We start from the raw sequence: 25,003 nt of genomic DNA, 5'->3' as shown, positions 1-25,003 counted from the left end.
CCTGCCGATCAGGTCGGCTCCATCCTGAGCGGAAAACCGCCTACCGTATATCTGCGTCCCAATAATGTACTGGAGCCTCATTGCCAAGGGGATCAAACCATCCCCGGCCGGAGTGAGTGACGATGATGATTTCGCTGCCGCGACGATACTTCATCGCGCGCTTCGTGCTTTCTTTGACATCAAGGGCAAACCCGGCCGCCTCCAACACCGCCTGGCAGCCCACCGTCTCTCGTAGTCGTTCGATCTCGTCTCGCTTCATATCTCTCTTCCGGCCGCGTTGCGGCCGACCTTCCATCTCTTTTCTTCCCGCTTTTTGCGGGACAGCTTTGGACAGGCGCGAAGAGCAAAGGCCGCAAGGGCATGGCCCGCAAGGTGCAAATTTGCACCGGCCATGGCGGAGCTTCCCTTGCGGCCGCGGGCTCGCAAGCGGCAGCCGGAACGGCAAGGCGGCTCAATGAGCCGCCCAGGGATGAAATTCATGGATGACCTCGAGGTCGTCGCTTGCGTCGATCTCGTCAGAGGGAAGGACGCCATATTCGCCATCGACTTCGAAGACGGTGACCGGGACCATCAGGTCGCGCGAAAGCTGGAAGGCGTGGGACTGTGCGAGAGAGAGATCATGCGACATTTGAGAGGCTCCATCTGGGAGCGGGCCAATTCCCGCTCGATGGCTCCAAAAAGGCACGGGGACGGGCGCGATCACCGCGATGGCGAAGCCGTGAGCGGCCGCAGCTCGCTAGCGGACCCCTTGCGGGTTGATCGTGCAAGATCCGGACCCGGGCCAGGACGCCATCGCATGAGAGCGGGATTGGTTTGCTCCCGGCCGGCGCTTTCACCTCATCGCTCGGTTTCGATCGTCTTGTCTCTCACGAACGGCCCTTCGCTGCCGCTGAGATCCGGTTACCTTGCTGTGGCAGCCAGGAATTTCACGACCAGCCTACTGACCAGAATTTGTATATGATCTTCGGACAACGGAGAGCCGATGGGCCAAACGTTCTCATCGTGTTATGTTATAACATCTCGCATAAACAGAGTTATGGAACTGCGCCAAAAAGAGACCCGCCTTCGCAAGAGGCGCGCGGCAGTGTAGCGGCATCGCCAGTTGCATATGGCCACCCGCTTTTTTGGACAGTTTGGCCTCGGCTTTCATTGTTCTGCCAGTGACGCCAACTGCTTTTGCCTACTCTTGGCCGGTCAGCCATGCCAGAGCTTGCTTCCCCGCCGCAGTTACGGTGACGCTGCGGTCGGCGTCCCGCTGGATCCATGTCTTCGCCAGGAGGTGCCGGCAGAGCGCCGCTCCAAGGTGACCGCCTAAATGAAACTGATGATGTTCGCTCCAGTCGGGGCAGGCGAAAGCTAATCGCCTATGCGAATGGGTTTCTTCGTGTGTGCCGTAGTCCAGTTCCAATCGATCGAATGCATCCCGCGCGTTAGGCCCGATACGGACATCATCCCAAGGGAAGGCAGGTTCCGTCAACGCACCGTAGCCAATCAAACCTTGCATAATCTGGACGCCGATGCGGCCGGCCAGGTGATCGTAGCATGTCCTCGCCTGCCGAAGAGCATCCGGCGTATGCATTGTCGTCATCGTTCGGCTGCCGGTGGCGGCCCAAGAGAGCGAGGCAATCACCTCGGCGATTGTCGGCGAGGCGACGCGATAAATGACCATCCGGCCATTCTTCTCCGCCTCCACGAGGCCATGCGCACGCAGGCGGCGAAGGTGGTTGGAAACATTTGATTGGGACGTTCCGGTCGCCTCGACAAGCTGCGCGACCGAACACGGTCCCCAGGTGAGACACTGAAGCATCTGCAGTCTCAGAGGGTCGGCGAGCATCTTGGCGATGGCTGTCGCTACTTCTAATTCATTTGTCATTGACTTCTTCTACGTTTTGGCGTCATCTATCACCAATTAGTGATATGTCAAGTTTCTGGTTGTGATTACGTGCACTTGGCGAGGGGCCGAATGTTCAAAAATCCGAAGGTGGCAGCCGCCAATCTCGCTGTTGCCAATGCGATATTTGGCACGATCGGCCTCTTCGCGGTTGAAGCGGGCCTGCCGCCCGTTGCCACCGTATTTTGGCGCTGCGTTGTCGCGACCGTGTTCCTTCTGGTGTGGTGTATCGGATTTGGCCATCTGGCACCGGCTAATCTCTCACCAAGGTTGCTGATATATGCTGCTATCGGAGGCATCGGCAATATCGGAAGTTCCGTGGCCCTGTTCGGAGCATACAAATTCTCCAGTATTGCGACTGCAACTATTATCTATCACGTACAGCCCTTCTTTGTCGTCTTGATTGGCGCCTTGGCGTTGCACGAAACCATAAAGGCGTCAGAGATCCTTTGGATCGTTCTTGCATTCGTCGGCTTGATATTGTCGACCGGCCTGATCGGCACGACGGGCGGCGATGGCTCATGGATTCCCGGCGTGGGTCTTTCACTCGTGGCCGCGTTTTTATATGCCGTTGGCACGATCATTGGCAAAGAACTGGGCGCGCAGAGGCCTGAGGTCACAACCCTGGTGCAGACGATCGTCGGTGCTCTTTTACTGTCGCCTTTCGCGGATCTGGCCGCCCCGGTGCCCGTGCAGTCGTGGAAGTGGCTCATCTCTTTGGGGATCTTGCACACCGGCATCGCCTATGTGCTGCTTTTCTCAGCCTATCCGCGCCTTAGAACACCTGTTATCGGCGTTTTCGCGTTCATTTTTCCGTTGGTTGCAATCCTCGTCGATCTGCTGGTTTACGACAAGCCCATCGATTTGCTTCAGGCGGCCGGATTGCTTCTGATCATGCTTGGTACGTTGGGTGTTCAGCTGGGCTGGGCGGGAAATTTCCGTCGCGTTCGCGCGGTCCAAGGTTCGTCCAATCCCAATTGAATGGTCAAAGCGTATCGCTCGTTCTTGTTGATCAAACCTGCCACGAGACGGCAGCAGAGTAACCTTGAGGAGCTACTATGGATTCCAGTCGCCACTGCCCGGCAATGATGTTTCCATCCATGACCGATATCCGGTTCAAGGGCGTGCTAAACCCGGTTCCGATGGCCTTCAACAACGCCTCTTTTCGAGTCCACAAGGTAAAGAATGAAGGCATTCGGTTCTCGACGCCGCTTTCGATAAGCCACTGATGTTCGTCGCTACAGAAGTAGTCATAGACCATGCCTTCCGCATCTTCGATTACACGGTGCTTTTCGATGTCAATGCCGACGTCAGTGGGACTGATCGCAATGGCGATGAAATTGCCGGAGTGGGAAACGTTGAACCTCAGGTTCGAAACGGGCTCGAAGAGGAGCGGCTTGCCGTATCGGCCTTTGGCAAAGCCTAGCGACGCAGGCGCTATGCCGAGTTCCCGAGATAGCTCGGATCTCAAAATAAACTTTGACAAGATCGAGCGCGTGCGTTCGGCCCTGTCGAAAATCGCGCCCGCCTCTTCCAGTTCGTCTACGGGCAGGTGGTCCAGGATGGCCTGCGGCAACGGCTCCCTGCCAAGGATGTGCGGCGATGCGTCGTACACTTTGTAGCGGCAGCTCTCATCTAAAACTTTTGCATCAAACAGGAGCATACGAAACCCTAGCGATCATTCTACGACATGACTTTCGGACTAATCGGTGAGGTGCACGCGCCGCAGTCGAGTGTACGCAACGTCTATTTCATTGAGAGAAAGCAACGTCATGCAAGATACGTACCACGGGAACGAAATCGCGATCATCGGAATGGCATGCCGGTTTCCCGACGCCGACACCGTAGACACATACTGGAAGAATTTGAAGCAGGGCCGCGAGAGCATTGTTCCAGTCTCCCGCGAGCAGCTTCGCCGCCTCGGTGTGGCGGACAAGGTTATCGATGGCGGCGACTATGTTGAAGTTTCAGCCAATCTACCGAATTTTGACGCCTTTGATGCCGGGTTCTTCAAGTTGTCGGAGAAAGAGGCCGAAACGATCGATCCTCAACATCGTCTGTTTCTGGAGTGCGCTTGGGAAGCGCTCGAGGCTGCGGGATACGCACAAAGGCGAAGCGAGCTTCTGATCGGCGTTTACGGCGGTGTGGGACCAAGCACCTATTCGACGGATTTTCTGCAGAATCTATATCAGGTCCCCGGCACGAACCGCTTTCTCGACAGCGCCTCAGGCTTCCTGGTCATGCTTGGAAACGACAAGGATTATGTCAGCACAAGAACGTCCTACAAACTCGACCTGCGCGGACCAAGCCTGAACGTGCAGAGCGCGTGCTCGACCGGTCTGCTATCGGTGCATCTGGCATGCCAGGGGCTGCAACTGGGAGAATGCGACGTTGCCCTTGCTGGCGCATCATCGATTCTCATCCCTCACGGCGTAGGTTACATCCATCAGGCAGGCGGTATCGTTTCGCGTGAGGGCCATTGCCGGGCTTTTGACGCCGCTGCTGATGGAACGGTTTTTAGCAGCGGAACAGGAGTTGTTGCTCTCAAACGTCTGGACGACGCGTTGTCCGACGGAGATTTCATTCACGCTGTCATCAAAGGTTCTGCCGCAAACAACGACGGCGCCGCTAAAGCGAGCTTTGGTGCGCCGAGCGTGCGGGGACAGGCTGACGTCATCAGACAGGCGCTTGCCAATGCCGGCGTCGAGGCAAATTCAATTGGGTTCATCGAAACCCACGGAACTGGAACGCCGCTGGGAGATCCGATCGAAGTGCGCGCCTTGGCTGAGGTATTCGCACCGTCTTCGAACGAGCAGGCCCGCTGCGCTCTCGGCTCGGTTAAGACGAACATCGGCCATTTGTCGGCGGCGGCGGGTATTGCGGGTCTCATCAAGGCGGTCCTGGCCTTGCAGCATCGGACCATTCCGCCAACATTGCACTTCCAAAGTTTAAATCCGGCAATTTCCTTTGACGGAACACCTTTCTACATAAATACCGCGCCGGAAGATTGGCCCGCGCAGGCGCCTTGCAGGGCAGGCGTGACATCGCTCGGTGTTGGCGGCACGAATGTGCATGTCGTCCTGGAGGAAGCTCCTCGGCAGCGATCGGCCGACGAAGAGCGGAAGGGACAAAGGCCAGACGTCCTCGCGTTGTCGGCGGATTCCGAAAAGGCATTGAGCAACCTGCTGCTGAAATACCGCGACTATCTCCTTGGCCCGGTGGCACCAGAGCCATCAGACGTCTGCTACAGTGCAAACACAGGGCTTGCACATTTCCCCTACCGCTTCGCGGCAGTGTCGACGAGCGCGGCCGACCTTGCCGAGCAGCTTGACGTCGCGTCGAAGCGCACGTCTTCAGTCGCTCCCAGCCAAGACGGCAAGCTGGCATTTCTGTTTACCGGCCAAGGATCCCAATACCCCGGAATGGGCAAGATTCTCTACCAAACTGAACCGGTCTTTCGCCACTGGATCGATATCGCAAATCCACTAGTCACGGACGAATGCGGCGTCCCTCTCCTCGACCTATTGTTCTCTCCCCTGGTGAGCAAAGAGCTGCTTGATCAAACGCGCTACACACAGCCCGCCTTGCTGGCGTTTGAATATGCGCTCGCAAAGCTCTGGCTGGCGCGTGGGGTCAAACCCGATGTCCTCATTGGACATAGCCTGGGCGAATTCACTGCCGCCTGCGTGTCCGGAATTCTCCCATTCGACCAAGCTCTGCGGCTTGTCGGGGCGCGTGGTCGGCTCATGCAGGACGCTCGTCCGGCCGGTGCGATGCTGGCTGTTGCCATGGGCCTCGACGAGGCGCGTCGATTGATCAGAGAATTCGGGTCAAGCCTTTCGATCGCCGCGAAGAACGCGCCGCTCAGCGTGGTTGTATCGGGCGAAAAACAGGAAATACTGGCCCTTCGTGAAGAGCTGGAAAGATGCGGCGTCAGTCATTCGATCGTCAACGCTTCGGTAGCGTCCCATTCTTCGCTGATGGAATCCATAGTCGGGGATTTCGCCCATCATGCGAAGTCTGTCGATTTTTCATCACCGACGCTTCCAATCATCGCAAATGTAACGGGAAGCATTTCCTCGCAGGAGATGACCAGTCCCGACTATTGGTGCAAACAGCTGCTAAAACCTGTCCTTTTCGAACAAAGCGTCGAAACCGCGTTGCGACTGGGTGTAACGACATTCCTGGAAATTGGCCCCAAATCCGTCCTTTCAAATCTCGGTAAAATGTGCGCCAGCGATCGACCGGCAATCCAAAACACTGCCTGGATTACAGCATTGAGTGAGAACGTGGATGATTGCGAGCAGGATGCGCTTGCTTTGGCTCAACTCTTTGAAAGTGGCGCGGGGATTGATTGGGCGGCCATTTACGAGGACAGGAAGGGACGGCGTATTCCTCTTCCAAGCTATCCATTCCAAAGACGGCGATATTGGCCGGGCGTTGACGATAAGGTCGATGAGAGATGGTTTCATCGAACGCTTTGGCGTCCTGAAGAACAGGCGGATCGTTCAGCAGACAGCCCGCTGCCCCAGATCCTCCTCGTATGTGGTGGCGCGGACACTGCAGCAACCGAACTGGTCAACCTGCTTGAGCGACAAATTACCGCCGAAGCGGCAAAGACAGTGCGTTGGGGCCGCCACAGGCCAATCGTGATGTATCTCAACGAAATCAATATCGCTGACATTCAGGCGCTGCTCCGCCACACGACGACCGGAAAAGACGCCCCGGAATGCCGACTGATTTACGTGGCCTTCGCGTCGTCACAGGAAGACGGTGAAACAGCGCCGCAGGCGGGACCAGATGCCACTCAAGGGATCTTTGATGCGCTACGCTTTGTGCGCGACGCGTCCGCCTTCGATGGCCCTATAGACCTCAAGGTCCAGATCTTGACGCGCAACGCGGTCAGCATCGATCACCAGGATCTTCCTGTCGTGCCCGCCCAGGCCGCCATTTGGTCTGTCGCGACGGTGTTCGGGCAGGAGCACCGCGACATATGGCACAGTGTGATCGACTTCGACCAATCCTCGACGGATCTTGTAGTCGCACGGCTTTTACGCGGTGATTTGGCCGACCAGACGGCACTTCGACGCCGAAGCAGCTTTGTTGCCCGACTTGAGGATGTGGAACTAGCAGAGTCGCGGTCGCTCGCTTTCAGGGATGATGCCACCTATCTCGTCACGGGCGGACTTGGCGGCGTCGGAAGATCGCTGGTGCGATGGCTTGCAGATTGCGGCGCTAAAAACATTCTGCTCATCGGCAGGTCGCTCGAAGACGAAACCAAGCGGAGCGAACTGAAAGCCCTTCGAGAACGCATTCCAAACCTCCGCTTCGAAAGGGCCNCTCGAAGACGAAACCAAGCGGAGCGAACTGAAAGCCCTTCGAGAACGCATTCCAAACCTCCGCTTCGAAAGGGCCGACGTAGCGTCCCGCGCGGATATGGCGCGGATTTTTTCCGATATTGAGGTATCGGGCTTCCCGTTAAAGGGCGTCTTTCACGCGGCTGGCGTCAATGAAAATGGCATGATTGCGGATGTTGCCCATGACGCCCTCGACAGAGCCTTGAGGCCAAAACTTCATGGGACGCTCGTGCTCGATGAACTCACGCGCTCGTGCGAGATGGATGTCTTCATCTGCTTTTCCTCTCTGTCATCCATGCTGGGGTTTAAGGGGCAGGCTGCTTATGTGGCCGCAAATGCCGCCATGGAAGCAATCGTGACGAAGCGCGCTTGCGAGGGGTTCCCGGCGCTTGCGATCTGCTGGGGGCCCTGGGCAGGTGACGGAATGTCGGCCTCTTTCGGTGCCCGACAGAAAGCGCGTCTTGCCGCCATGGGCATTCGGGAATTTTCCCCCGATGAAGGGGTAGAGAAGCTTTCGCGCCTTTTCGGCCTCTCGGGGATCTACGGCGCTTTTCCAATCGTCTGGCAAAGCTATCTCGACCAGTTCAATCGACGAATTCCGCCACTATTTTCGGCAGTAACATGCCCCAAACCGACAAGCGTTGTCGGCACTGGACGAACATCCAAACGCCCGTTCAAAGACGAAGCGGCCGCGCTTCCCATCGAGGAGCGGACGGATTTTGTCGTTTCGAGTATTTCCGCGATCGTCGCCAAGACCCTTGGTACATCCCCGAAAACGGTTAGGACAGACGAAGCGATCAATCGGCTGGGCTTCGATTCTCTCACCACCTTGGAATTGCGCGACGCCCTGAAGGCACTCGGCGTGGTCCTACCCCTTGGCCCGCTCTTTTCCGGTGCCTCGATCGCCGACATCTCCAAGATAATCCTCGATCAACTGGAAACCCAAACGGGTGTGCGCCTTGCTCCGCCGTCTGCAGTTCTTCCTGCTCGACGTGAACCGTTGATCATTCCAAGACGGAATGAAAATGCGAGCATGCAGCTTGTTTGCTTCGCGTATGCCGGCGGAGGACCGGCCGTCTTCAATGGCTGGGCCGACCAACTTCCAGATGACATCGAAGTGGCTATCGTTCAATTGCCCGGAAGAGGCTCACGGCTGGCTGAGCGGCCGCATACGAGGATGCATGATCTCGTTGATGAGCTGACGCCTGTCTTGGTTGACTACCTCGACAGGCCATTTGCCTTCTTCGGTCATTGCGTAGGCGGTATCCAGGCTTTCGAACTCGCCCATCGCTTGGAACGCGAATATCGATTGCATCCGCATCATCTGTTCGTCGCCGGGTCGAGAGCTCCCCAGATCTATAATGAACGACAGGCGGCTATTGACGCTGTCCAATTCGGTGCGACGGCAGCTCGTTCCGGAGCTGCAACCGAAGAGGATTTCATTGACATGCTTAAGGATGTCAACTTCGCAAACAACAAGGCTCTCTTCAAGGATGCCGAATTGTTGTCTCTCATGCTCCCCGTCATCAAAGCCGACTACGAGCTTAACAACACCTACATCTATCAGCCAAAACACCCCCTTGCCACGCCCATCACGGCAATTGGCGGTCGGGCCGATCCTTACACGACCGGCGAACATATCCTGGCGTGGAGCGAGCAATCCATGTTGCCGTTAGACACCCATTTCTGCCCGGGCGACCACTATTTCATGGAAACCCATAGCTCCTTTCTGATCGAGACAGCTGCCCAAATTCTTCTGGGATATGCCTCTCAGGCAAGGCCACGTCACATCAGGATTGTTTCGTCCAACTGACTGTTTTTCAAATGGAGATTCCGATGTCGTTGAAACTGATGAATGCCACGATCAACGTTGCCGCACTTTCATTTGTGATGATGTTCTCGTTAAGCCCAGAACGCGTTTTGGGGCAGACACAATCAGCGCCGATCACGTTCTACGACGGGGGATGGGAGAACATCCAAATCAGCAACGCGATTGCCATTTACATGATCAAGCACGGCTTCGGGCGCCAAGCCGTGGACGTCGATTCCAATGTTCCGAAAATGCAAAACGCGATGAGAAGCGGAACGATGGACGTCAATCTGGAAATGTACAACAACCTCATGGCGGAATGGGTGAGCGCACAGGTCACAGACGGCAAGATTGTCGAGCTCGGCGAAACTTACGAGAGTGCCTCGCAGGGCTTTTATGTTCCCACCTATGTCATCAAAGGAGATGCCGCCCGAGGCATCAAGCCCCTCGCCCCCGATCTTAGCAGCGTTCAGGATCTTCGCAAATATCTTCAAGCATTTCGCGAACGCGATCCGGACAGGCAAGCCAAATTCATCAATTGCATACCCGGCTGGGCTTGCCGGGAGATCAACCTGATCAAGCTTGCGACATACGGGCTGGATAATGATCTCAAATCCATCGAACCAAAAACAGAAAACGAGCTGAACGAAACCATTCTGAAGGAATACGAGGCGGGGCGTCCGTTCATAACCTATTATTGGGCTCCCAGTGCGCTGCCGACCATGATCGACCTGACGCTTCTGAAGGAACCTGCTTACGACCCCGCTTGCTGGGCTGCAATCGAAAAGCTGCTCACGCCGTTTCAGCCTGGCGTTCCGGCTGAACGAGCTTGCGCCTATGAGACTATTCCAATCCTGAAATATGCGACGAAGAAAATGGTCGGTGAAAACCCGGACGTTGTTGCCTTCCTGCGGGCCATGTTCATCGGTTCCAAGACGATGGGCGAGCTTGCGGCTTACATGCATAAGCAAAGGGCCACGCCTGACGAGACCGCACTTTATTTTCTGAGAAATCATCAGACGACCTGGACGAAATGGGTCTCCGATCCCGTCCGATCGCGGGTTGCCGCGTCGCTCTCCCACTAATTCATCGCAACGCTCTCGCTGGAGAATGTAAGATGGCCGACTTAAACTTGCTGCGCAAAATTCAAGAATTCAGCTGGCGAACTCCTGATCACCCAGCGATAGAGTTTCACGGCGAAGTTACCACCTATGAAGACCTCGCCGCTCGCGTGGCTGCAATATCCAAGCATTTTCTCGCAGCCGGCATTTATGTCGGTTCGCGCGTCGGCATCCATCTTCGACGCTCTCCCGATATGGTTGCTGCGATTCTCGCAGTTCTAAATGTCGGGGCCGCGTTTGTCCCATTGCCCCTGGATTCGCCTAAAGCAAGAAACAAACTGGTTGCCGAATTGGCTGATCTCAATCTGTTGATCGTCGATGACGAACTTCATGGCAGCGATTTTCCCGCCCGCAACCGAATGCGGCTGAACGAGATTAGCTTTGCTGGCAATCCCATTCTGCCAGTCGCTGCTTTCGATGAGCAAGCGTTGGCTTATGTCATATTCACGTCCGGATCGACCGGCCAGCCCAAGGGCGTGATGGTTAGACGGTGCAATCTCGACTACTTCCTGGACGCGATCGATCAGGTCGTCGATTTTCGCAGATGGAACAGGATCCTGGCGGCGACGACGTTTGGGTTCGATATTTCCGTGCTCGAGCTGCTTCTTCCGCTGGCCAATGGCGGTACCTTGATTCTTGCCGACGATCATCAATCGAGAAGCAGCGATGCCCTGATCAAGCTCGTGGAAGGGCGAGAGCGATGCCTGATCCAGGCAACACCAACTATGTGGCGCATGATCGTTTCCTCGGGTTGGATTCCCGACTGCAATGTCGGTGCCCTTTGCGGAGGAGAAGTTCTCCCGACCCAATTGGCGCGAGAATTATTCGATCGTTCAAGGGCCGCATGGAACCTCTATGGCCCGACCGAGACGACCATTTGGTCGTTCTACCATTGCCTCTCGGAAGCAGATTTTGAAGATCCCGGAAAAGCGGTGCCAATTGGCTATCCTTTGCCAGGGACCAGCTACGCAATTGAGAAGGCCGATGGCGAACTGGGGGATGGTGAGCTGCGCATCGATGGCCCCGGTGTAAGTGGAGGTTATTTCCGACGCCCGGACCTGAATGAAGGGAAATTCACAAGTGCGTTTGAGAACGGGCCGCTTGATCGCTTCATGACGGGCGATCTGGTCGTAGAGCGCAAGGATGGCTGCTTGATATATGTCGGACGCAAAGATCGCCAGGTGAAGCTGAATGGGTTTCGTATCGAACCTGGTGAAATCGAACGAGCGCTCGATCGTCTTCCGTTCGTAGAACAATCGGCAGTCAAGCTCACTGAAACGAGGTCGAGTGAAAAGTGCCTGACCGCGTTCATTGTTGCTCCGCAGCTTGAGGAGAGGGTCGAAAGCTGGGGCGCGGTCTGGGATGCAGCCTACGACCTCCATGGGCAAACAAGTATTGCCGAGGGAACGGGATATACATCGACCTTCACCGGAAAACCGATCGGCGAAACCCAAATCAAGGCGTGGGCGCAGGCGACCGCAGATCGCGTCTTAGAGTTCTCGCCCGGCAGCGTCCTCGATATCGGCTGCGGTGTGGGCTTGCTTGGCGAGCGCCTCTTAAGGGAAGGCCTCGTCAAATATCAGGGCTGTGATCTGTCGAGTGCGGCTGTCGCAGCAGCCCAAAAGCGGCTGGCGCAGCAATTTGGACAATCCCGCCGCTGGCAATTGACCTGCGTGGCGGCCAACGATATTCGGACTGCTGTGTCGGGGCCTTTTGACCTCGTCCTGCTGAACTCCGTGGTCCAGTACTTTCCAGACGAAGGCTATCTTGCCGCCGTTTTGCAGCAGGCGATTGCGCTTTGCCGGCATGGTGGAAAGATCGTCGTCGGCGACATTCCTGCCGCATCCATGAAGCCGGTTATGGCACGCATTGCCGCGAAGGCTGCCGCAAATGACGGCAGTGCTGACGCCGATGTTGAACAGCGGATCAAGACCATCGGCCGCGGCGAGCTTTGGCTCGATCCGGCCGACTTCACACGGATCACACAGAGCCAACGAAGAGTGGCTGCCACCGACTTGGATCTGCGACTTGGTGAAAGCGATGACGAAATGACGCGCTTTCGTTATGATGCAGTATTGCATCTGGATTCGGATGAACGGACCGCCTGCCATGTCGCGGCGGTTTACGACTTCGAGAATGATGTGCCGAAGGCGAGCGATCTGTCGGAATGGCTGAAAACAGCTCCGGACGCATTCATCTTGCGACAGATCCCCAACCCACGAGTTCTTGGCAAAAAGGTACAGAGACAGCATGACGCTATTGCCTCTGTCGGGCGAGATGAAGCCGAAGTTTTGCCCTTAACGCCGACGTCAGACCTGACCCTTGAGGATTTTCGCAGATGGGGAACAGCAAAACGGCGGGCAGTTCGCATCATGTGGAGTGAACCGATCACAAAGGGTAGTGTCGATCTCTGCGTGACACCGCTTAATAGTTTCTCATCTCTCTTCGAGAGGAGACATCTATCTCGGATCCTTGGTCATCAGATGCCTCAATCGGTGAGTTGGTCGATCAATCGGCAACGTGATTCCAAAGTAAGAAAGCTATTGGCCGAAATTCTGCCGCACTACATGATCCCCTCACAGTTCATCTATCTTTCAAAAATGCCTCTCACCTACAACGGAAAGGTCGATTACAAGGCGCTTCAAACAGTTGATCTCCCCCAGTTCTCACAGGAAAGGGAAATCGAGCTGCCAGATGGAAGCATACGTGATCGCATCGCCGCCATGTGGTCAGCTCTCTTGAGCATAGATGAGCCACCGCTGGACCTCTCCTTCTTCCTCGCTGGCGGTTCATCCATCTTGACTGTCGAACTCGCAAGACGATTGTCTAGCACGTATGGCGTGGAAGTGAACGTCGTTGACCTTTTTGTTCATACAACGATCATCGGCCAGGCGGAGCACGTGGAGAGGTTATTGAACAATCGCTCAGCGGAAAGAACGGAAAGAGCGAACAACAAGATCATCGATGCTGCGAGCCGTCGGCACAACGCTGCGCTGGCAAGAAGGTCAGCGAGAGTTTCGCTGCGGGAGTGAGGCGTGCCGAAACACGAAGACCGTTCCAGTGAACGCGTTCTTGCGCAACCCGCTCTTCACCAGTGACCGTGCCCGGTTGAAATATTCCATTCTGAAGTAAGCTCTGGCCCATTGCGAGGACCAGGGAATAAGCGCAACCGTTTCACAGACGAACAGATCATCGGCATATTGAAGGAGCACGAGGCAGGCACGCCGGTCTTTGAGCTTTGCCGCAAGCACGGCGTCAGCGACGCCAGCGTCTAAAGGTGGAAAGCCGAGTTCGGCGGCATGGGACGTGTCCGAAGCCAAACGGCTGAAGACGCTGGAGGACGAGAATACCAGGCTGAAGTGGCTACGGGCGGATGCCATGCTCGACAATGCGACAATGCAACTCTTTCGCGCAACTGATGAGCCAACATAGGATGAACGAACGGCGGGCGTGTAAAGCCATCGGCTTTTGCCGGATGACGATCCGTTATGAAATGAGACGCGACGACGATCATGGCCTTCGCGAGCGAATGAAGGTTTTGGCGCAAACGTCGCCGCTTTGGAGATCGACGCATTCATGTGCTGCTTAGGCGCGAGGGACACTTTGTGAACCACGAGAGGCTCTTCCGGCTCTATCGGGAGGAGAAGCTGACGGTGCGCGCGAGGCGGGCGTAAGCGAGCGATCGGCACCGAGCGGTGCTATTCTCGGATCTGACAGCTTAACTGGCGGTTGATGATAATTTTTAATTTTGACATATATCTACAATTCATCATTGCATAACAACAAAGATCAAGCTAAGAATGTAACACATCATCGCCAAATGATCTATGAACCCGCTTTTGGTCGAGGGTTTCTTGAGGAAGTCGTCGTGCAGAGGGGGCTGGCTGTAAAGTACCTCGGCTAACCATCTGACGTGAAACCATAAATACGCTGTACGGAAATTATTAGGAGCGCATCGCCGCCCGTTCGTCCGCGATTTTTCTTCTATCTGGTCCCGGCAAGTCTCAACCGATTTTGGAGTGAGTCAATGACAGTTGCATTATGGAGTCAGCCAGTTGCGGACCCGGCCTATGCAGGCCCGACTATCGGCGCTTATGCGCCTGCAGTCAAACCGGCGCCCGCCTTCGCGCAGACCGATCTGGTTGCATTGTCGCGCTATTTTTCTCTTCTGATGATGCGCAACATCACAAGCGATGGCTATGTCATCGAGGATCCGGCATCGTCCAGCGTCTTTTCGGTCCCGGGCTGCGTCATCGCCGCACCCTCCTATCCAGTGAACACGCCGGGTGTCGACCAGGACTATGTTTTCAACTGGGTCCGCGATGGAGCTATTACGGCCATCGAGATCGCGCTTGCCGGCTTGTCGCCCATTCCGGGCGGAGGTGTGCCAAGCCTGATCGACTACGTGAACTTCGCCGCGCTCTGTCAGGCGAATGCGAAGAATTCGGCGACCGTCTCACTTGGCCATGCCTGCTTCACCATCACCGGTGAGGTTCGTCCGTGGTCGGAGCAGAATGACGGGCCGGCCATTCAGTCGATTGCGATCCTGACCTTGTTCGATCAGCTGGACGGTTCCACGCAGACAATCGCCAAACAATTGGTCGAGACGAACCTCTCTTATCTTCTCGAAGTTTACCAGGACAAGACCACAAATCTCTGGGAGGAATATGAGGGCTATTCCTTTTTCGCAAGAGCCGTACAGTTGCGCTTTTTCCGGGAAATTGCCAGAAACACGATTGGCATTGCGGTGCCTGCCGGGGTGGCCGATGCCATCTCTTGGCTGGAAATCCAGCTGGCTATCCACTGGAATGGGCAGCTCTATGTGAGCGTTCTGGATGCCGCAGCGCAAGCCGGTTACGACGCCAACATCGATATCGTCTCTTCGGTCTGCTATGGCGGGATCGAGCCGACCGATACCAAGCTTCTGGCAACGGCGGCCATCCTGCGGCGCCAGTGGGCCGATCCTTCGTCTTCGAACTATTACCCGATCAATGGCGCCGACGCAGCCAAAGGACTCGGTCCACTCTTCGGGCGCTATCCAGGCGACCATTACGATGGCGATGTGGCGGCTCCGGTGGTCGGCGGGCATCCCTGGGCTCTGTGCACCGCTAACTTCGCCGAGTTTCAATATCGGCTTGCCAATGCCATCGAGGCCAGCGGCGCCATCCCTCTCGATCAGTTTTCTGAACCCTTCTTCGCGGAACTGGGTCTTGGCGCATCCAGCAGCGCCGCCGACGCGTCGGTTGCCTTGCGGGCTTCGTCTGACCTCATGCTGCGCGCCATCGTCTATCACAGCGATCACTATGAACTGAGCGAACAGTTCGATGGAACCACTGGCTATGAGAAAAGTGTCCGGAACCTGACCTGGAGCTACGCCTCTTTTCTCTCTGCAGTCAGAGCCCGCTCCGGCGGCGCCCTGGCCGCCAAGGCCAAACCCCGAAAGTCGCGCGTCCCAAGATCATGACGATTTCAGGCACGTCCGGCCTGAAATCTCGATTGAGCCCAGAGCGGCGTGATCGGCAAAGCCTGATGCCGCTTTCCGGAAATAATGGAGGACCGAAGTGCTTTTTCCCCTCGAATCGGCGATAAAAGCCGATGCCAAGACCGTCGCAGCGTCTGGCGACTACGATATCGTGATCGTCGGCGCCGGCATTTCCGGAGCAATCATTGCCAAGCAGGCTGCGGAAGCGGGCAAGCGTGTCCTGATACTTGAAGCCGGAACCGGTGCCAATCGCACTCTGGCAGGCTATGACGATCTGCTGACGACCTTCTATTCGGCAGCCTCCAAGGATAACCAGTCGCCCTTTCCGCTGAATGCGAACGCGGCCATGCCCCGCAGCCCGCTTCACAAGCTGCAGGCGGGGGAAACCGATAGCTCGACCTATATCGTTCAATCCGGCCCTTATGTCAGTGATACGACATATACCCGTATTTTCGGCGGAACGACCATGCACTGGGAGGCGAAAACGCCCCGTCTGCTTCGCTCGGATTTCAAGACGCGCACCATTTTCGGCCAAGGGCTGGACTGGCCACTGAGTTTTGAGGAAGTCGAGGATGATTACCGCCTGGCCGAGCGGGAAATCGGCGTCTCGGCGAACGTCGAAGACCAGCAGTATCTGGAGCAGACCTTCCCGGGCGACTATGTCTTTCCCATGCGCGGCCTGCCGCTGTCCTATCTGGACAAGCAGGTCAACAAGGGAATCGAAGGCACCAGTGTCGAACTACACGGCAAGACCTATCCCCTGAAAGTCAGGCCCTATCCGCAGGGGCGCAACAGCATACCGAACCCGGCCTATGATGGTGGGAAGGGTTACCGTCCAATCGGCGCAGTCGATACGCATCAGGTCGAAGAGGGCGGTCGCTGCCAGGGCAATACCAACTGCGTACCGCTCTGTCCCGTGCAAGCGCGCTACCACGCCGGCAAAACGCTTGCCAAGGCGTTCGCGCTAAACGGGAAAGAGGGCGAGCGGCTTGTCGAACTCCTGTCTCAGGCGGTCGCATCGAAGGTCAACATCGATCCGGATAGCGGTAAAGTCCGCTCTCTCGAGGTGAAGGTTTACAAGGACCCGGCCTCATCGGACCATGAGACCATCACCGCGAAGGGCAAGGTTTTTGTGCTTGGGGCAGGCGCTATCGAAACGGCTCGTCTCATGCTGGCCTCCGGCCTGCCCAGCACCAGCGGCCTTGTCGGACGCAATCTGATGGACCATGCCTATCTGTTGAACTGGGCGCTGATGCCGCAAATCTGCGGCACGATGCGCGGAACCAGCTCGACCGGCGGTATCGTGGACCTGCGGGACGGCCCTTTCCGGGAAAGGCAGGCCGCCTTCGCCATCGATATCCATAACGACGGCTGGGGCTGGGCCACGGGGGCGCCGACCTCCGACCTTCTCGAACTGGTGGATGATCGCAACCTTCACGGGGCGGATCTTCGACGCGGCGTCATCGACAGGGTTTCGCGGCAGTTGCTGCTGGCTTTCATGATCGAGGTCATGCCCGTCGAAAGCAACCGCATCACGGTAGGTCCGCAATATACCGATCCCCTGGGCAATATGCGGCCCATCCTGTCCTTCACGGTTCCAGAATATACCATGAAGGGTGCAGCCTATGGCCGCCATTTTGCGCGCACCGTCTTTGCGCGTCTGGGCGCGCAGGATCATACTTATTACGACGCCAGCGATTTTGGCTATGTGGACTTTGAGAAGCAAGGCTACGCGATCCGCGGCGGCAATCATCTGGCCGGCACCCATATCATGGGAACGACGAAGACCAATTCCGTCGTGGATAAGAACCAGCGCAGCTGGGACCATGAAAACCTCTACCTCGTGGGCGGCGGCAGCATGCCGACGATCGGCACGGCCAATGTCACCTTGACGCTGGCCGCCATGTGCTTCCGAAGCAGCCGTGACATTCTGAAGTATCTGCATTGAACAAAGACCGACATCCGTTGGGCGCGGAACGAACCGATGGGCTCGACGCAGGCGACACGAAGCCGGCCTGTGCACCCAACTTATCTTCCATGGAGCTTGAGCATGTATTCTTACAGCATTAGGACGCTCGATGAGCTGAAAGAATTTCTCTATCAGGCGATGCGCCTCGAACATGCGACGATTCCGCCGTATCTGACGGCACTTTACTCGATCAAACCCGGCGTCAACCAGGACGCAACCCAGGTTCTGCGCGTGATCGTCGTGGAAGAAATGCTGCATCTGACCATCGCGGCCAATATTCTCAATGCCATCGGCGGCACGCCGGATCTTACGAGGCCGGACTTCGCAGTCGACTATCCCGCCTCCCTGCCGGACGGTGAGACCGATTTCAAGGTCGGCATCCAGGCTTTCGGTCGTGAGGCGCTGGCGACTTTCCTGAAAATCGAGCGGCCGGCTCAGCGTCCCATACATCTCGTTGGCAAGGGCCTGATACACCGAAAGACCTCCCCGCATACCACCGCGCTTGGCAACGATCCAAGGCACGAGGACCTCCATTTTTACAGCATCGGCGAGTTCTACTCGACCATCGCAGAAGGCATCAAATACCTGGAAGCCGAAGCGCATCGGGTGGGCACAACCATTTTTACCGGCGACAGGTCGCGCCAGATCACCTCGGAATATTATTATTCCGGCGGCGGCGAGCTGTTTGCCGTGACCGATCTGAAAAGCGCCCTGGAAGCCATCGAGCTCATCATCGAACAGGGCGAAGGCGACGGTGGCGGTATCTACGACGATAACGAGCACGAACTGGCCCATTACTATCGTTTCGACGAGCTGGTCAAAGGCCGCTACTACCAGAAGGGCGACCAGCCCGGCCACCCCACAGGTCCGCAGTTGCAGGTCGATTGGGAAGGCGCCTATCCCATCAAAGCGAACCTGAAAGTGGTGGACATAGACATAAAGGAAGGCTCGGAACTGCGTGAGGCGGCGACCGCCTTCAACAAGCGCTATGGCGAATTTCTGCAGCTTTTGACGCGTGCCTATAACGGCCAGCCGAGCCTGCTGCTGGAAGCCGTTCCGATCATGTTCGAATTCCGCAACATGATCTTCGAACTCGTCCGCAATCCCCTGCCGAACCATCCCGGTAAGAACGGCAGCCCCACCTATGAGATCCCCGGCAGCACCAAACAGGCAGCCATCACCCGGCAGGCGGAGGTGAGCGCATGAGTAGCAGCCGTTTCGAGGCATTTCTCGGCCTTTCTATCGAATTGACGGCCTTCTCCCGCTTCGATCTTCTGGGAACGGGCCTGGCGGAACGCTATCTCGCCACGCTCGACAAGGTGGTCGGCGGCGAGATCACCGATGCGCTGCTGGCCGCCTTCATCGCCCTGCCGCCGCCGGAAGACGTGGCCCGTATCCAGGCGGTGCGCACGACCATTCTGGGCCATGAATTGCTGGGAGACGTCACCCGCGCGCTGATCAAGCTCTGGTATTCCGGCACTTGGTTCGAGCTGCCCTCCGCCTGGACGGAGCGCTTTGGCCGCAGGGCCGCGGATGCCACCTTCGTCGTTTCTCCCGATGCCTATATCGAGGGTTTGCTCTGGAAGGCGATCGGAGCCCACCCCGCAGGCGCCAAGGCGCCTGGTTTCGGCTCCTGGGCCTTTCCGCCGAAAATTCCGGCTCTTCCGGATCTCGATTCCAAAACCTGATGCCACTTCCGTTTGCCCTCAAAGAACTGGATCATTGCCATGGTGACACATCTGCATCGACTGACGCCCGCCAAGGTTTGGCTGGGTGTCATCCCCACGCTCTGGTGGAATGACGATTTCATCAACATCGATATCGGTATCCCCTACGAGCAGGCTCTGAGTGAAATGGCGCTCGCCGGCTATGTCGGATGTGGCGTCGGCCACAAATATCCGACGGACCCGAAAATACTGCGACCTGTCCTCGAACTCAGAGGATTGCGGATTTCCGAGCCTTGGGTAAGCACTTACTTCACCATCAATGCGATGAAGCGTCATACGCTTGATAATGTCGATGCTCAGCTCGACTTCCTCGAAGCCATGGAAGGTGGCAGCGACGATCCGCGCAGGGCCGATCTGGTCGTCGCCGAGTTTGGCGGAGCGGTCAATCCGCTTCCCGTTGCCCTGTTTCCCAATTGCCCCGATTTCTCCGAGGACCAGTGGAAACAGCTGATCGAAGGCTTGCATGAGGCAGGAGAGAAAGCCATGGCCCGTAACCGCCGGCTCTGCTATCACCCGCATCTGGGGACCGGGGTGATGAAGACGGAGGCGATCCACCGGCTCATGGACGAGACGGATCCTCGCCTGGTCAACATGCTTCTCGACACCGCGCACCAGGCGGCTGCCGGTGTCGATCCGCTGGCGCTGGCCAGAAAATACGCCCACCGCATCAAGCATGTTCACCTGAAAGACATTCGCGCCGGGGTGGTTAGGGAGATTCACACCGGAGGATTGTCCTTCCAGCAGGGCATCGAGGCGGGGATCTTTACGGTCCCGGGTGATGGCTCCATCCAGACCTTCCCGGAAATCCTCGATGCATTGGCAGAGGCGGATTTCGCCGGCTGGATCTGCGTTGAAGCAGAGCAGGACCCGGCCAAGGCCAATCCGCTGCAATACGCGAAAATGGGCCGCGAATATCTGCGCAAGCTGCTTGGATGGTAGCCCGGCGCGGACTGTTGTTTCAGCCCGATGGCAATGTGCAGGAGGCGGGGAGGGATCTCGCCTCATGACAATGTCGGGCGAGACATCATCCTGAACCACGCATTACTGGTTAGCGACAGCTGGAGCGATGAAGATGGAAGAGGCACACAGGCGAGATATATATTTCAGCTTCTTTATGTTTACAGCGGATTTGAGGCCGAATGACGCAGACTACACCCAGATTCTCGTCAGACATCTGAAAGCCCTTACCGAGTTCGGCTACACCGGCTTCGATGTGCATATCGCCCCAGGGCCGGCCCATGTCGGTCATCACGCTGAGGTCGAAAGCTATATCAGCCTCAAGAAGGCGTTCGATGAGGCCGGCTTCCGGGATGTGAAGTTCACAACCAATGTGGGGACCACGCGAACCTTCGATCCGACCTCGCCCTACGACGAACAGCGCAAGCAGGCTTTGTCCTATCTCAAATCCCGCGTCGACATCACCTCGGTGCTTGGCGGGGAGAATACGATCATGTCAGGGCCGTTCCTGTACCCCTATGGTATCTTTCCGCTGACGGATGACGGTGAAGGGATCTGGAGCGACGCGCTTCAGGATTGGATGAAGCCACGATACGCGGCGGCGGCCTCCATCTTCCGGGAGTTGGCGCAATATTCTGCCGGGAAGAGGGTGAAGCTCGCCATCGAACCCGTCAAGAATTGGGAAACGCCTGGGCCGACCATGGTCTCGGAAGCGCTGGATTTTCTCGAAAGCGCCGACATTCCGGTCTGTGGCGTCACGATCGATACTGCCCAGGTCGTGATGGAAAGCCAGGGGCCGGCAATCTTCAGGAAAAATGTCGCCCGTGCCGTACAGCAGAGCCGGCTGAATTACGTTCATATCTCAGCGCCGGACCGGGGCGCTGTCAAAGATAGCTGGATTCCCTGGGAGATTATGCTGGACGAAATCGAGCCGGTCTATTCCGGCCCCTATCTCGTCGAAGTCTTTAACGCGATTCCACCCTTCGAGAGTTCGATGAGAATGACGCGCAGACGCTTCTGGCGGCCCGGCGAGGACGCGCCGGAGGCGGGCGTCGACAGCGCCTACGACGTTGCGCGCGCCGCCCTGAAGACATTGGAGGAAAGGATCGCGTCCCGCAGTCATCGATCTCATCCGTGATGGCGCTCGGGCGCACAAGCTGGAAACAACCCGGGAATGCTGGCCAGGAATGTTGGGGAGCCCTCATCTCCGCCGTGCCCGGATGAACGTCAAACCTCAGCAAACGACCTTTCAATCAGGGAGATACCTATGGTGGCGCAATTGCCGGATCCCATTAAAATCGTCAGGCGAGCAGGCGATATCCGTATTCATACTTTCATTTCAGCTTTCACGGATGACAATATCGCCAATGCAACGCACATAATCGAAAGCAGGAACAAGCTTGTTCTTGTCGATGGGCAATTCCTCGTTCCCTATGCGCTGCAATTCAGGGAGTATGCCAACAGTATCGGCAAGGAGATCGACCGGATTTACCTGTCGCACAGGCACCCCGACCATTGGTTCGGCCTGGGAGCCGCATTCAGCGACATTCCAATTTATGCATTGCCGGAAACGATAGAGTTCCTGAGGCAGCATGGGGAGGATTCCCTGAATGACCATTGGAAAATGGGCAACCTCGCTCCGAAGAGCCTGATAATTCCCGAAAAACATGTCCGCGCCGGCGAGGAAATCATCGACGGAGTCAAATACGTATTTGATGAAGTCGTTGATACGGAGATCGATTTTCTTCTCACCATAGGTCTTCCGGGCGTGGGTGTTTTTATTGCGCAAGACCTGATCTACAGCGGAACGCACCTTTATCTCACGAAATACATGGAGCATTGGATTGGGATTTTGCAGGGTATGCTGCTGTCCGACTATGACCTGTTCCTTCCCGGTCACGGCTTGCCGGCTGACAAAAACGAGGTTGCCAAAAATATAGAGTATTTGTCCGTTGCCATGGAGGCCGCCGGCGACGGACTCACCAATGATACTTTCAAGCGCTTCATGCTGGAAAGATTTCCTGAACGAAAATGCCCCGCAATATTCGATATATACATACCTCGCTTATTCGATAACGCGAGCGCGTTTTAATATACTTCAACTGCCGTCAACAGGGGAGCCGTTGGAACATGGGCGAGACATACACGGTTGGGCAATATCTGGTCGACAGACTTCGTGAGCTGGGTCTGCGGCACCTGTTTTCCGTAGCGGGCGATTATTCGATCGAATGGGTGAACAGTTATGTCGAGAAAAGCGATATTCAGGTCATAGAAGAGGTGAATGAACTGAATGCGGGTTATGCGGCTGACGGCTATGCGAGACTGAAAGGAATTGGTGCGCTGTGCGTTACCTATTCCGCAGGCGCGCTTTGCGCAACAAATGCGATCGCCGGATCTTACGTCGAGAAAGTGCCGGTTGTTCTGATCAACGGTGCGCCAAGCATCAAGAAGACGCTCACATTCGAACAAACCGGTTACAGTTCGCATCATTTCATCAGTGGGCGGGGAACGGATCTTCAGGTGTTCGAATACATAACGGCCGCTGCAGTCCGCATCGATAGCCCTCATCTTGCGCCAATGCTCATAGATTATGCGCTGACGCAGTGCATCACGGAAAGACGTCCGGTCTATATCGAGCTGCTGGAGGATATTGTGGACCTAGAATGCACGCGTCCGTCGAGTGCATTAAAAGCGGCGCCGGTCATATCCGACGAAGACAGTCTCAATCAGTCGATCGCGCAAATCAGCGAAAGATTGCAAAATGCAACCAAACCCCTGATCTGGATCGGTGTCGAGATCGACCGGTTTGGCCTTCACCACCAGGCGGAGCGGCTCATTCGAGACCTCAAAATTCCCTACGTGACCGAGCTTTTGAGCAAGGCCATCCTGTCGGAAGACGATGCACAATTTGCCGGGGTGTTTGATGGCAAATCGTCATCACCCTACGTCCAGTCTTTGGTCAAAGACTCCGACTTCGTATTGGCGCTGGGCGTCTGGTTGACTGATATCAATGATTTGGGCTGGCCTATCGATCTCGATAAAACCGCATTCGCCTCTTGGGATACAGTGAAATATGGCACGAGCTTCAACGCACAGGTTTCGCTGGCGGATCTCGTCAACGGCTTGATTGATAAAAGGTTGACGTGCAAAGCCCAAAGTCTTCCAACGAAAACAGCCCGGCAAGCGCCGGTCGTGAATCCGGCAAGCGAAATTACATATCAGGGCTTCTACGATTTCATTCAGCACCAGATCGACGGAAATACTATCGTTGGTGCCGACGCGAGTTTGAATTATTTCGGGAGCCTGCTTCTTGAAGTGAGTGCTCGCCGCGGTTTCATCGTTCAATCATCCTATTCGGCGATCGGTTATATCGGCCCGGCCGCGACAGGGGTTTCGCTGGCGAAGCAAGATAAACAGAGGCTGATGGTCTTTGCGGGGGATGGCGGGTTTCAGATGACCGCTCAATGCCTCTCGACACAAACCCGCTTCAATCTCAACCCGATCATCTTCGTGACAGACAACGGTATCTATGGCGTGGAGCAATGGCTTGCCGATGCATCGGTTTTCCATGGTAACAAGCCGTTCTACAATTCATGCATCCTGCACCGGTGGGATTACAGCAAGTTGGCAGATGTCTTTGGCTGCAAAGGCTGGAAGGTGCACACCTATGGCGAACTAGAGAAAGCCATAAATGCCGCCAAAGAAAACCTGAACAGTCCGTCCATCATACAGGTTGTCGTGCCTCAGCGGTCAATCCCCGATAATGCGAACTGGAAAGCAAACTAGAGTGGCCGATGTCCCAAATAGTCTGGGCCTTCAGTCCTTGCTGGACCGATATCCAAGGCAGTTGTCCGGAGGACAACGGCAGCGAGTAGCCATGGGTTGCTGCCATCATCTCAGATGCCGTTTTCTTTTACGCATTCCCTGATGTAATGATGTAATCATCGAATGGTCAAATCTCCGCCACCGAAACCGCTGCTCGCCACCGATATGCCGGTTCGTTCAAGGGCCCGCAAGCCGCGAGATCCGGCCCAGCCGAACCTTCCCCTCGATCCCATGCCCGCGCGCATCGAGCCATGTCTGGCACTTACAAAAGCGAAGCCGCCGAAGGGACCGGACTGGGTCTTCGAAATCAAATGGGACGGGTATCGTCTCGCGGTGCACATCGAACCCAGGCGCGTCCGGATCATCACGAGAGGCGGGCATGATTGGACGCATCGCTTTCCGGCGATAGCAGAAGCCGCAAAGCAGCTCGGCGTGGCAACTGCAATACTTGACGGCGAGGCAGTCGTTCTCGACGAGCAGGGGCGGCGGCCGAATTTCGGATTGCTGCAGCAATCGCTTGGCGGTCGTGGCGGCAAGCGCACATCCGGCGAAGCACTCTTCATGGCTTTCGATCTGCTCTACTTCGATGGTCATGACCTGACCGAGATGGAATTGTCCGGAAGGCGTCATCTGCTCGAAGACCTGGTCGCCGGCAAGGAGGGCGACATTCGACTTTCCGAAGAGGTCGAGGCAGACGGCGATCAACGGTGATGTCACGTTGTCAGCGGCTTAACGGTTGTCGGATAATGGGTTGGGATGAACAGTCCGGCCGTAAGCTACAAGAACCACCGCTTTCCACCGCAGATCATCGCCCGTGCGGTCTGGCTGTATTTTCGGTTCCCTTTGAGCCTGAGGATGGTCGAG

The 25,003-nt window shown here is 56.5% G+C and carries 17 protein-coding genes and 3 pseudogenes; 16 read left to right on the top strand and 4 right to left on the bottom strand.

Translation table 11 applies throughout. The features are described from left to right. Positions 1-40: 40 nt before the first annotated feature. From BN1800_RS36795 to BN1800_RS36785, 3 genes are all read right to left on the bottom strand, one after another. A complete protein-coding gene (locus BN1800_RS36795) occupies positions 41-259 on the bottom strand; it encodes a hypothetical protein (RefSeq protein ID WP_027513628.1) in 219 nt (72 codons plus the stop codon). A gap of 192 nt (positions 260-451) precedes the next feature. Further along, entirely contained in the window at positions 452-628 is a 177-nt protein-coding gene (locus BN1800_RS41825) for a hypothetical protein (RefSeq protein WP_027513629.1), read from the bottom strand. 552 nt (positions 629-1,180) lie between these two features. After that, positions 1,181-1,873 (bottom strand): ArsR/SmtB family transcription factor, encoded by a 693-nt coding sequence (locus tag BN1800_RS36785; RefSeq protein ID WP_027513630.1) that lies wholly within the window; start codon positions 1,871-1,873, stop codon positions 1,181-1,183. A gap of 90 nt (positions 1,874-1,963) precedes the next feature. On the opposite strand from BN1800_RS36785, the gene BN1800_RS36780 reads away from it, so the two are divergent. Next, positions 1,964-2,872, top strand: coding sequence for a DMT family transporter (locus BN1800_RS36780; RefSeq protein ID WP_051336839.1), 909 nt, complete (start codon positions 1,964-1,966; stop codon positions 2,870-2,872). 31 nt (positions 2,873-2,903) lie between these two features. Here BN1800_RS36780 and BN1800_RS36775 read toward each other — a convergent pair whose 3' ends face one another. Beyond that, positions 2,904-3,554 carry a 4'-phosphopantetheinyl transferase family protein gene (locus tag BN1800_RS36775; RefSeq protein ID WP_051336840.1) on the bottom strand — a complete coding sequence of 217 codons (651 nt, stop codon included), beginning with the start codon at positions 3,552-3,554 and terminating at the stop codon, positions 2,904-2,906. A gap of 109 nt (positions 3,555-3,663) precedes the next feature. On the opposite strand from BN1800_RS36775, the gene BN1800_RS36770 reads away from it, so the two are divergent. The 15 genes and pseudogenes from BN1800_RS36770 to BN1800_RS36690 form a co-directional block, all read left to right on the top strand. Continuing rightward, entirely contained in the window at positions 3,664-7,353 is a 3,690-nt protein-coding gene (locus BN1800_RS36770) for a type I polyketide synthase (RefSeq protein ID WP_087005484.1), read from the top strand. Next, entirely contained in the window at positions 7,259-9,061 is a 1,803-nt protein-coding gene (locus BN1800_RS36765) for an SDR family oxidoreductase (RefSeq protein WP_342210323.1), read from the top strand. Before BN1800_RS36770 ends, BN1800_RS36765 begins: the two co-directional genes overlap by 95 nt. Before the next feature lie 23 nt (positions 9,062-9,084). After that, entirely contained in the window at positions 9,085-10,143 is a 1,059-nt protein-coding gene (locus BN1800_RS36760) for a glycine betaine ABC transporter substrate-binding protein (RefSeq protein WP_027513633.1), read from the top strand. A gap of 32 nt (positions 10,144-10,175) precedes the next feature. Beyond that, positions 10,176-13,211 carry an AMP-binding protein gene (locus BN1800_RS36755; RefSeq protein WP_027513634.1) on the top strand — a complete coding sequence of 1,012 codons (3,036 nt, stop codon included), beginning with the start codon at positions 10,176-10,178 and terminating at the stop codon, positions 13,209-13,211. A gap of 111 nt (positions 13,212-13,322) precedes the next feature. Next, positions 13,323-13,869, top strand: a pseudogene (locus BN1800_RS42055) (transposase); the annotation flags it as partial. A 337-nt stretch (positions 13,870-14,206) separates the two neighbouring features. Next, entirely contained in the window at positions 14,207-15,643 is a 1,437-nt protein-coding gene (locus BN1800_RS36740; RefSeq protein WP_027513793.1) for a glycoside hydrolase family 15 protein, read from the top strand. 97 nt (positions 15,644-15,740) lie between these two features. Then, on the top strand, positions 15,741-17,609 hold the full coding sequence (locus tag BN1800_RS36735; protein WP_027513792.1) for a GMC oxidoreductase: 1,869 nt from the start codon (positions 15,741-15,743) through the stop codon (positions 17,607-17,609). 102 nt (positions 17,610-17,711) lie between these two features. Continuing rightward, on the top strand, positions 17,712-18,836 hold the full coding sequence (locus BN1800_RS36730; protein WP_027513791.1) for a ferritin-like domain-containing protein: 1,125 nt from the start codon (positions 17,712-17,714) through the stop codon (positions 18,834-18,836). Then, on the top strand, positions 18,833-19,318 hold the full coding sequence (locus tag BN1800_RS36725; RefSeq protein WP_027513790.1) for a hypothetical protein: 486 nt from the start codon (positions 18,833-18,835) through the stop codon (positions 19,316-19,318). Before BN1800_RS36730 ends, BN1800_RS36725 begins: the two co-directional genes overlap by 4 nt. A gap of 39 nt (positions 19,319-19,357) precedes the next feature. Then, positions 19,358-20,296 carry a myo-inosose-2 dehydratase gene (gene iolE / locus BN1800_RS36720; RefSeq protein ID WP_027513789.1) on the top strand — a complete coding sequence of 313 codons (939 nt, stop codon included), beginning with the start codon at positions 19,358-19,360 and terminating at the stop codon, positions 20,294-20,296. 127 nt (positions 20,297-20,423) lie between these two features. Continuing rightward, a complete protein-coding gene (locus tag BN1800_RS36715; RefSeq protein WP_179213993.1) occupies positions 20,424-21,452 on the top strand; it encodes a sugar phosphate isomerase/epimerase family protein in 1,029 nt (342 codons plus the stop codon). A 129-nt stretch (positions 21,453-21,581) separates the two neighbouring features. After that, positions 21,582-22,406, top strand: coding sequence for an MBL fold metallo-hydrolase (locus BN1800_RS36710; RefSeq protein WP_027513787.1), 825 nt, complete (start codon positions 21,582-21,584; stop codon positions 22,404-22,406). Between the two features lie 38 nt (positions 22,407-22,444). Then, a complete protein-coding gene (locus tag BN1800_RS36705) occupies positions 22,445-24,100 on the top strand; it encodes an alpha-keto acid decarboxylase family protein (protein WP_027513786.1) in 1,656 nt (551 codons plus the stop codon). A gap of 162 nt (positions 24,101-24,262) precedes the next feature. Next, a pseudogene (locus BN1800_RS36695) lies at positions 24,263-24,844 on the top strand (ATP-dependent DNA ligase); the annotation flags it as partial. A 51-nt stretch (positions 24,845-24,895) separates the two neighbouring features. Then, positions 24,896-25,003 (top strand): annotated as a pseudogene (locus BN1800_RS36690) (IS6 family transposase); the annotation flags it as partial.

Origin of the sequence: Rhizobium sullae, from assembly GCF_900169785.1 — a bacterium.
GTDB classification, from domain to species: Bacteria; Pseudomonadota; Alphaproteobacteria; order Rhizobiales; family Rhizobiaceae; genus Rhizobium; species Rhizobium sullae.
The sequence above is the reverse complement of the archived record's forward strand: the minus strand, read 5'-3'. Positions and strand labels throughout refer to the sequence as shown.

Coding starts and splice junctions, on each gene's coding strand:
- BN1800_RS36795 (WP_027513628.1), bottom strand. CDS start 259: ATGAAGCGAGACGAGATCGAACGACTACGAGAGACGGTGGGCTGCCAG.
- BN1800_RS41825 (WP_027513629.1), bottom strand. CDS start 628: ATGTCGCATGATCTCTCTCTCGCACAGTCCCACGCCTTCCAGCTTTCG.
- BN1800_RS36785 (WP_027513630.1), bottom strand. CDS start 1,873: ATGACAAATGAATTAGAAGTAGCGACAGCCATCGCCAAGATGCTCGCC.
- BN1800_RS36780 (WP_051336839.1), top strand. CDS start 1,964: ATGTTCAAAAATCCGAAGGTGGCAGCCGCCAATCTCGCTGTTGCCAAT.
- BN1800_RS36775 (WP_051336840.1), bottom strand. CDS start 3,554: ATGCTCCTGTTTGATGCAAAAGTTTTAGATGAGAGCTGCCGCTACAAA.
- BN1800_RS36760 (WP_027513633.1), top strand. CDS start 9,085: ATGTCGTTGAAACTGATGAATGCCACGATCAACGTTGCCGCACTTTCA.
- BN1800_RS36755 (WP_027513634.1), top strand. CDS start 10,176: ATGGCCGACTTAAACTTGCTGCGCAAAATTCAAGAATTCAGCTGGCGA.
- BN1800_RS36740 (WP_027513793.1), top strand. CDS start 14,207: ATGACAGTTGCATTATGGAGTCAGCCAGTTGCGGACCCGGCCTATGCA.
- BN1800_RS36730 (WP_027513791.1), top strand. CDS start 17,712: ATGTATTCTTACAGCATTAGGACGCTCGATGAGCTGAAAGAATTTCTC.
- BN1800_RS36725 (WP_027513790.1), top strand. CDS start 18,833: ATGAGTAGCAGCCGTTTCGAGGCATTTCTCGGCCTTTCTATCGAATTG.
- iolE (WP_027513789.1), top strand. CDS start 19,358: ATGGTGACACATCTGCATCGACTGACGCCCGCCAAGGTTTGGCTGGGT.
- BN1800_RS36715 (WP_179213993.1), top strand. CDS start 20,424: ATGAAGATGGAAGAGGCACACAGGCGAGATATATATTTCAGCTTCTTT.
- BN1800_RS36710 (WP_027513787.1), top strand. CDS start 21,582: ATGGTGGCGCAATTGCCGGATCCCATTAAAATCGTCAGGCGAGCAGGC.
- BN1800_RS36705 (WP_027513786.1), top strand. CDS start 22,445: ATGGGCGAGACATACACGGTTGGGCAATATCTGGTCGACAGACTTCGT.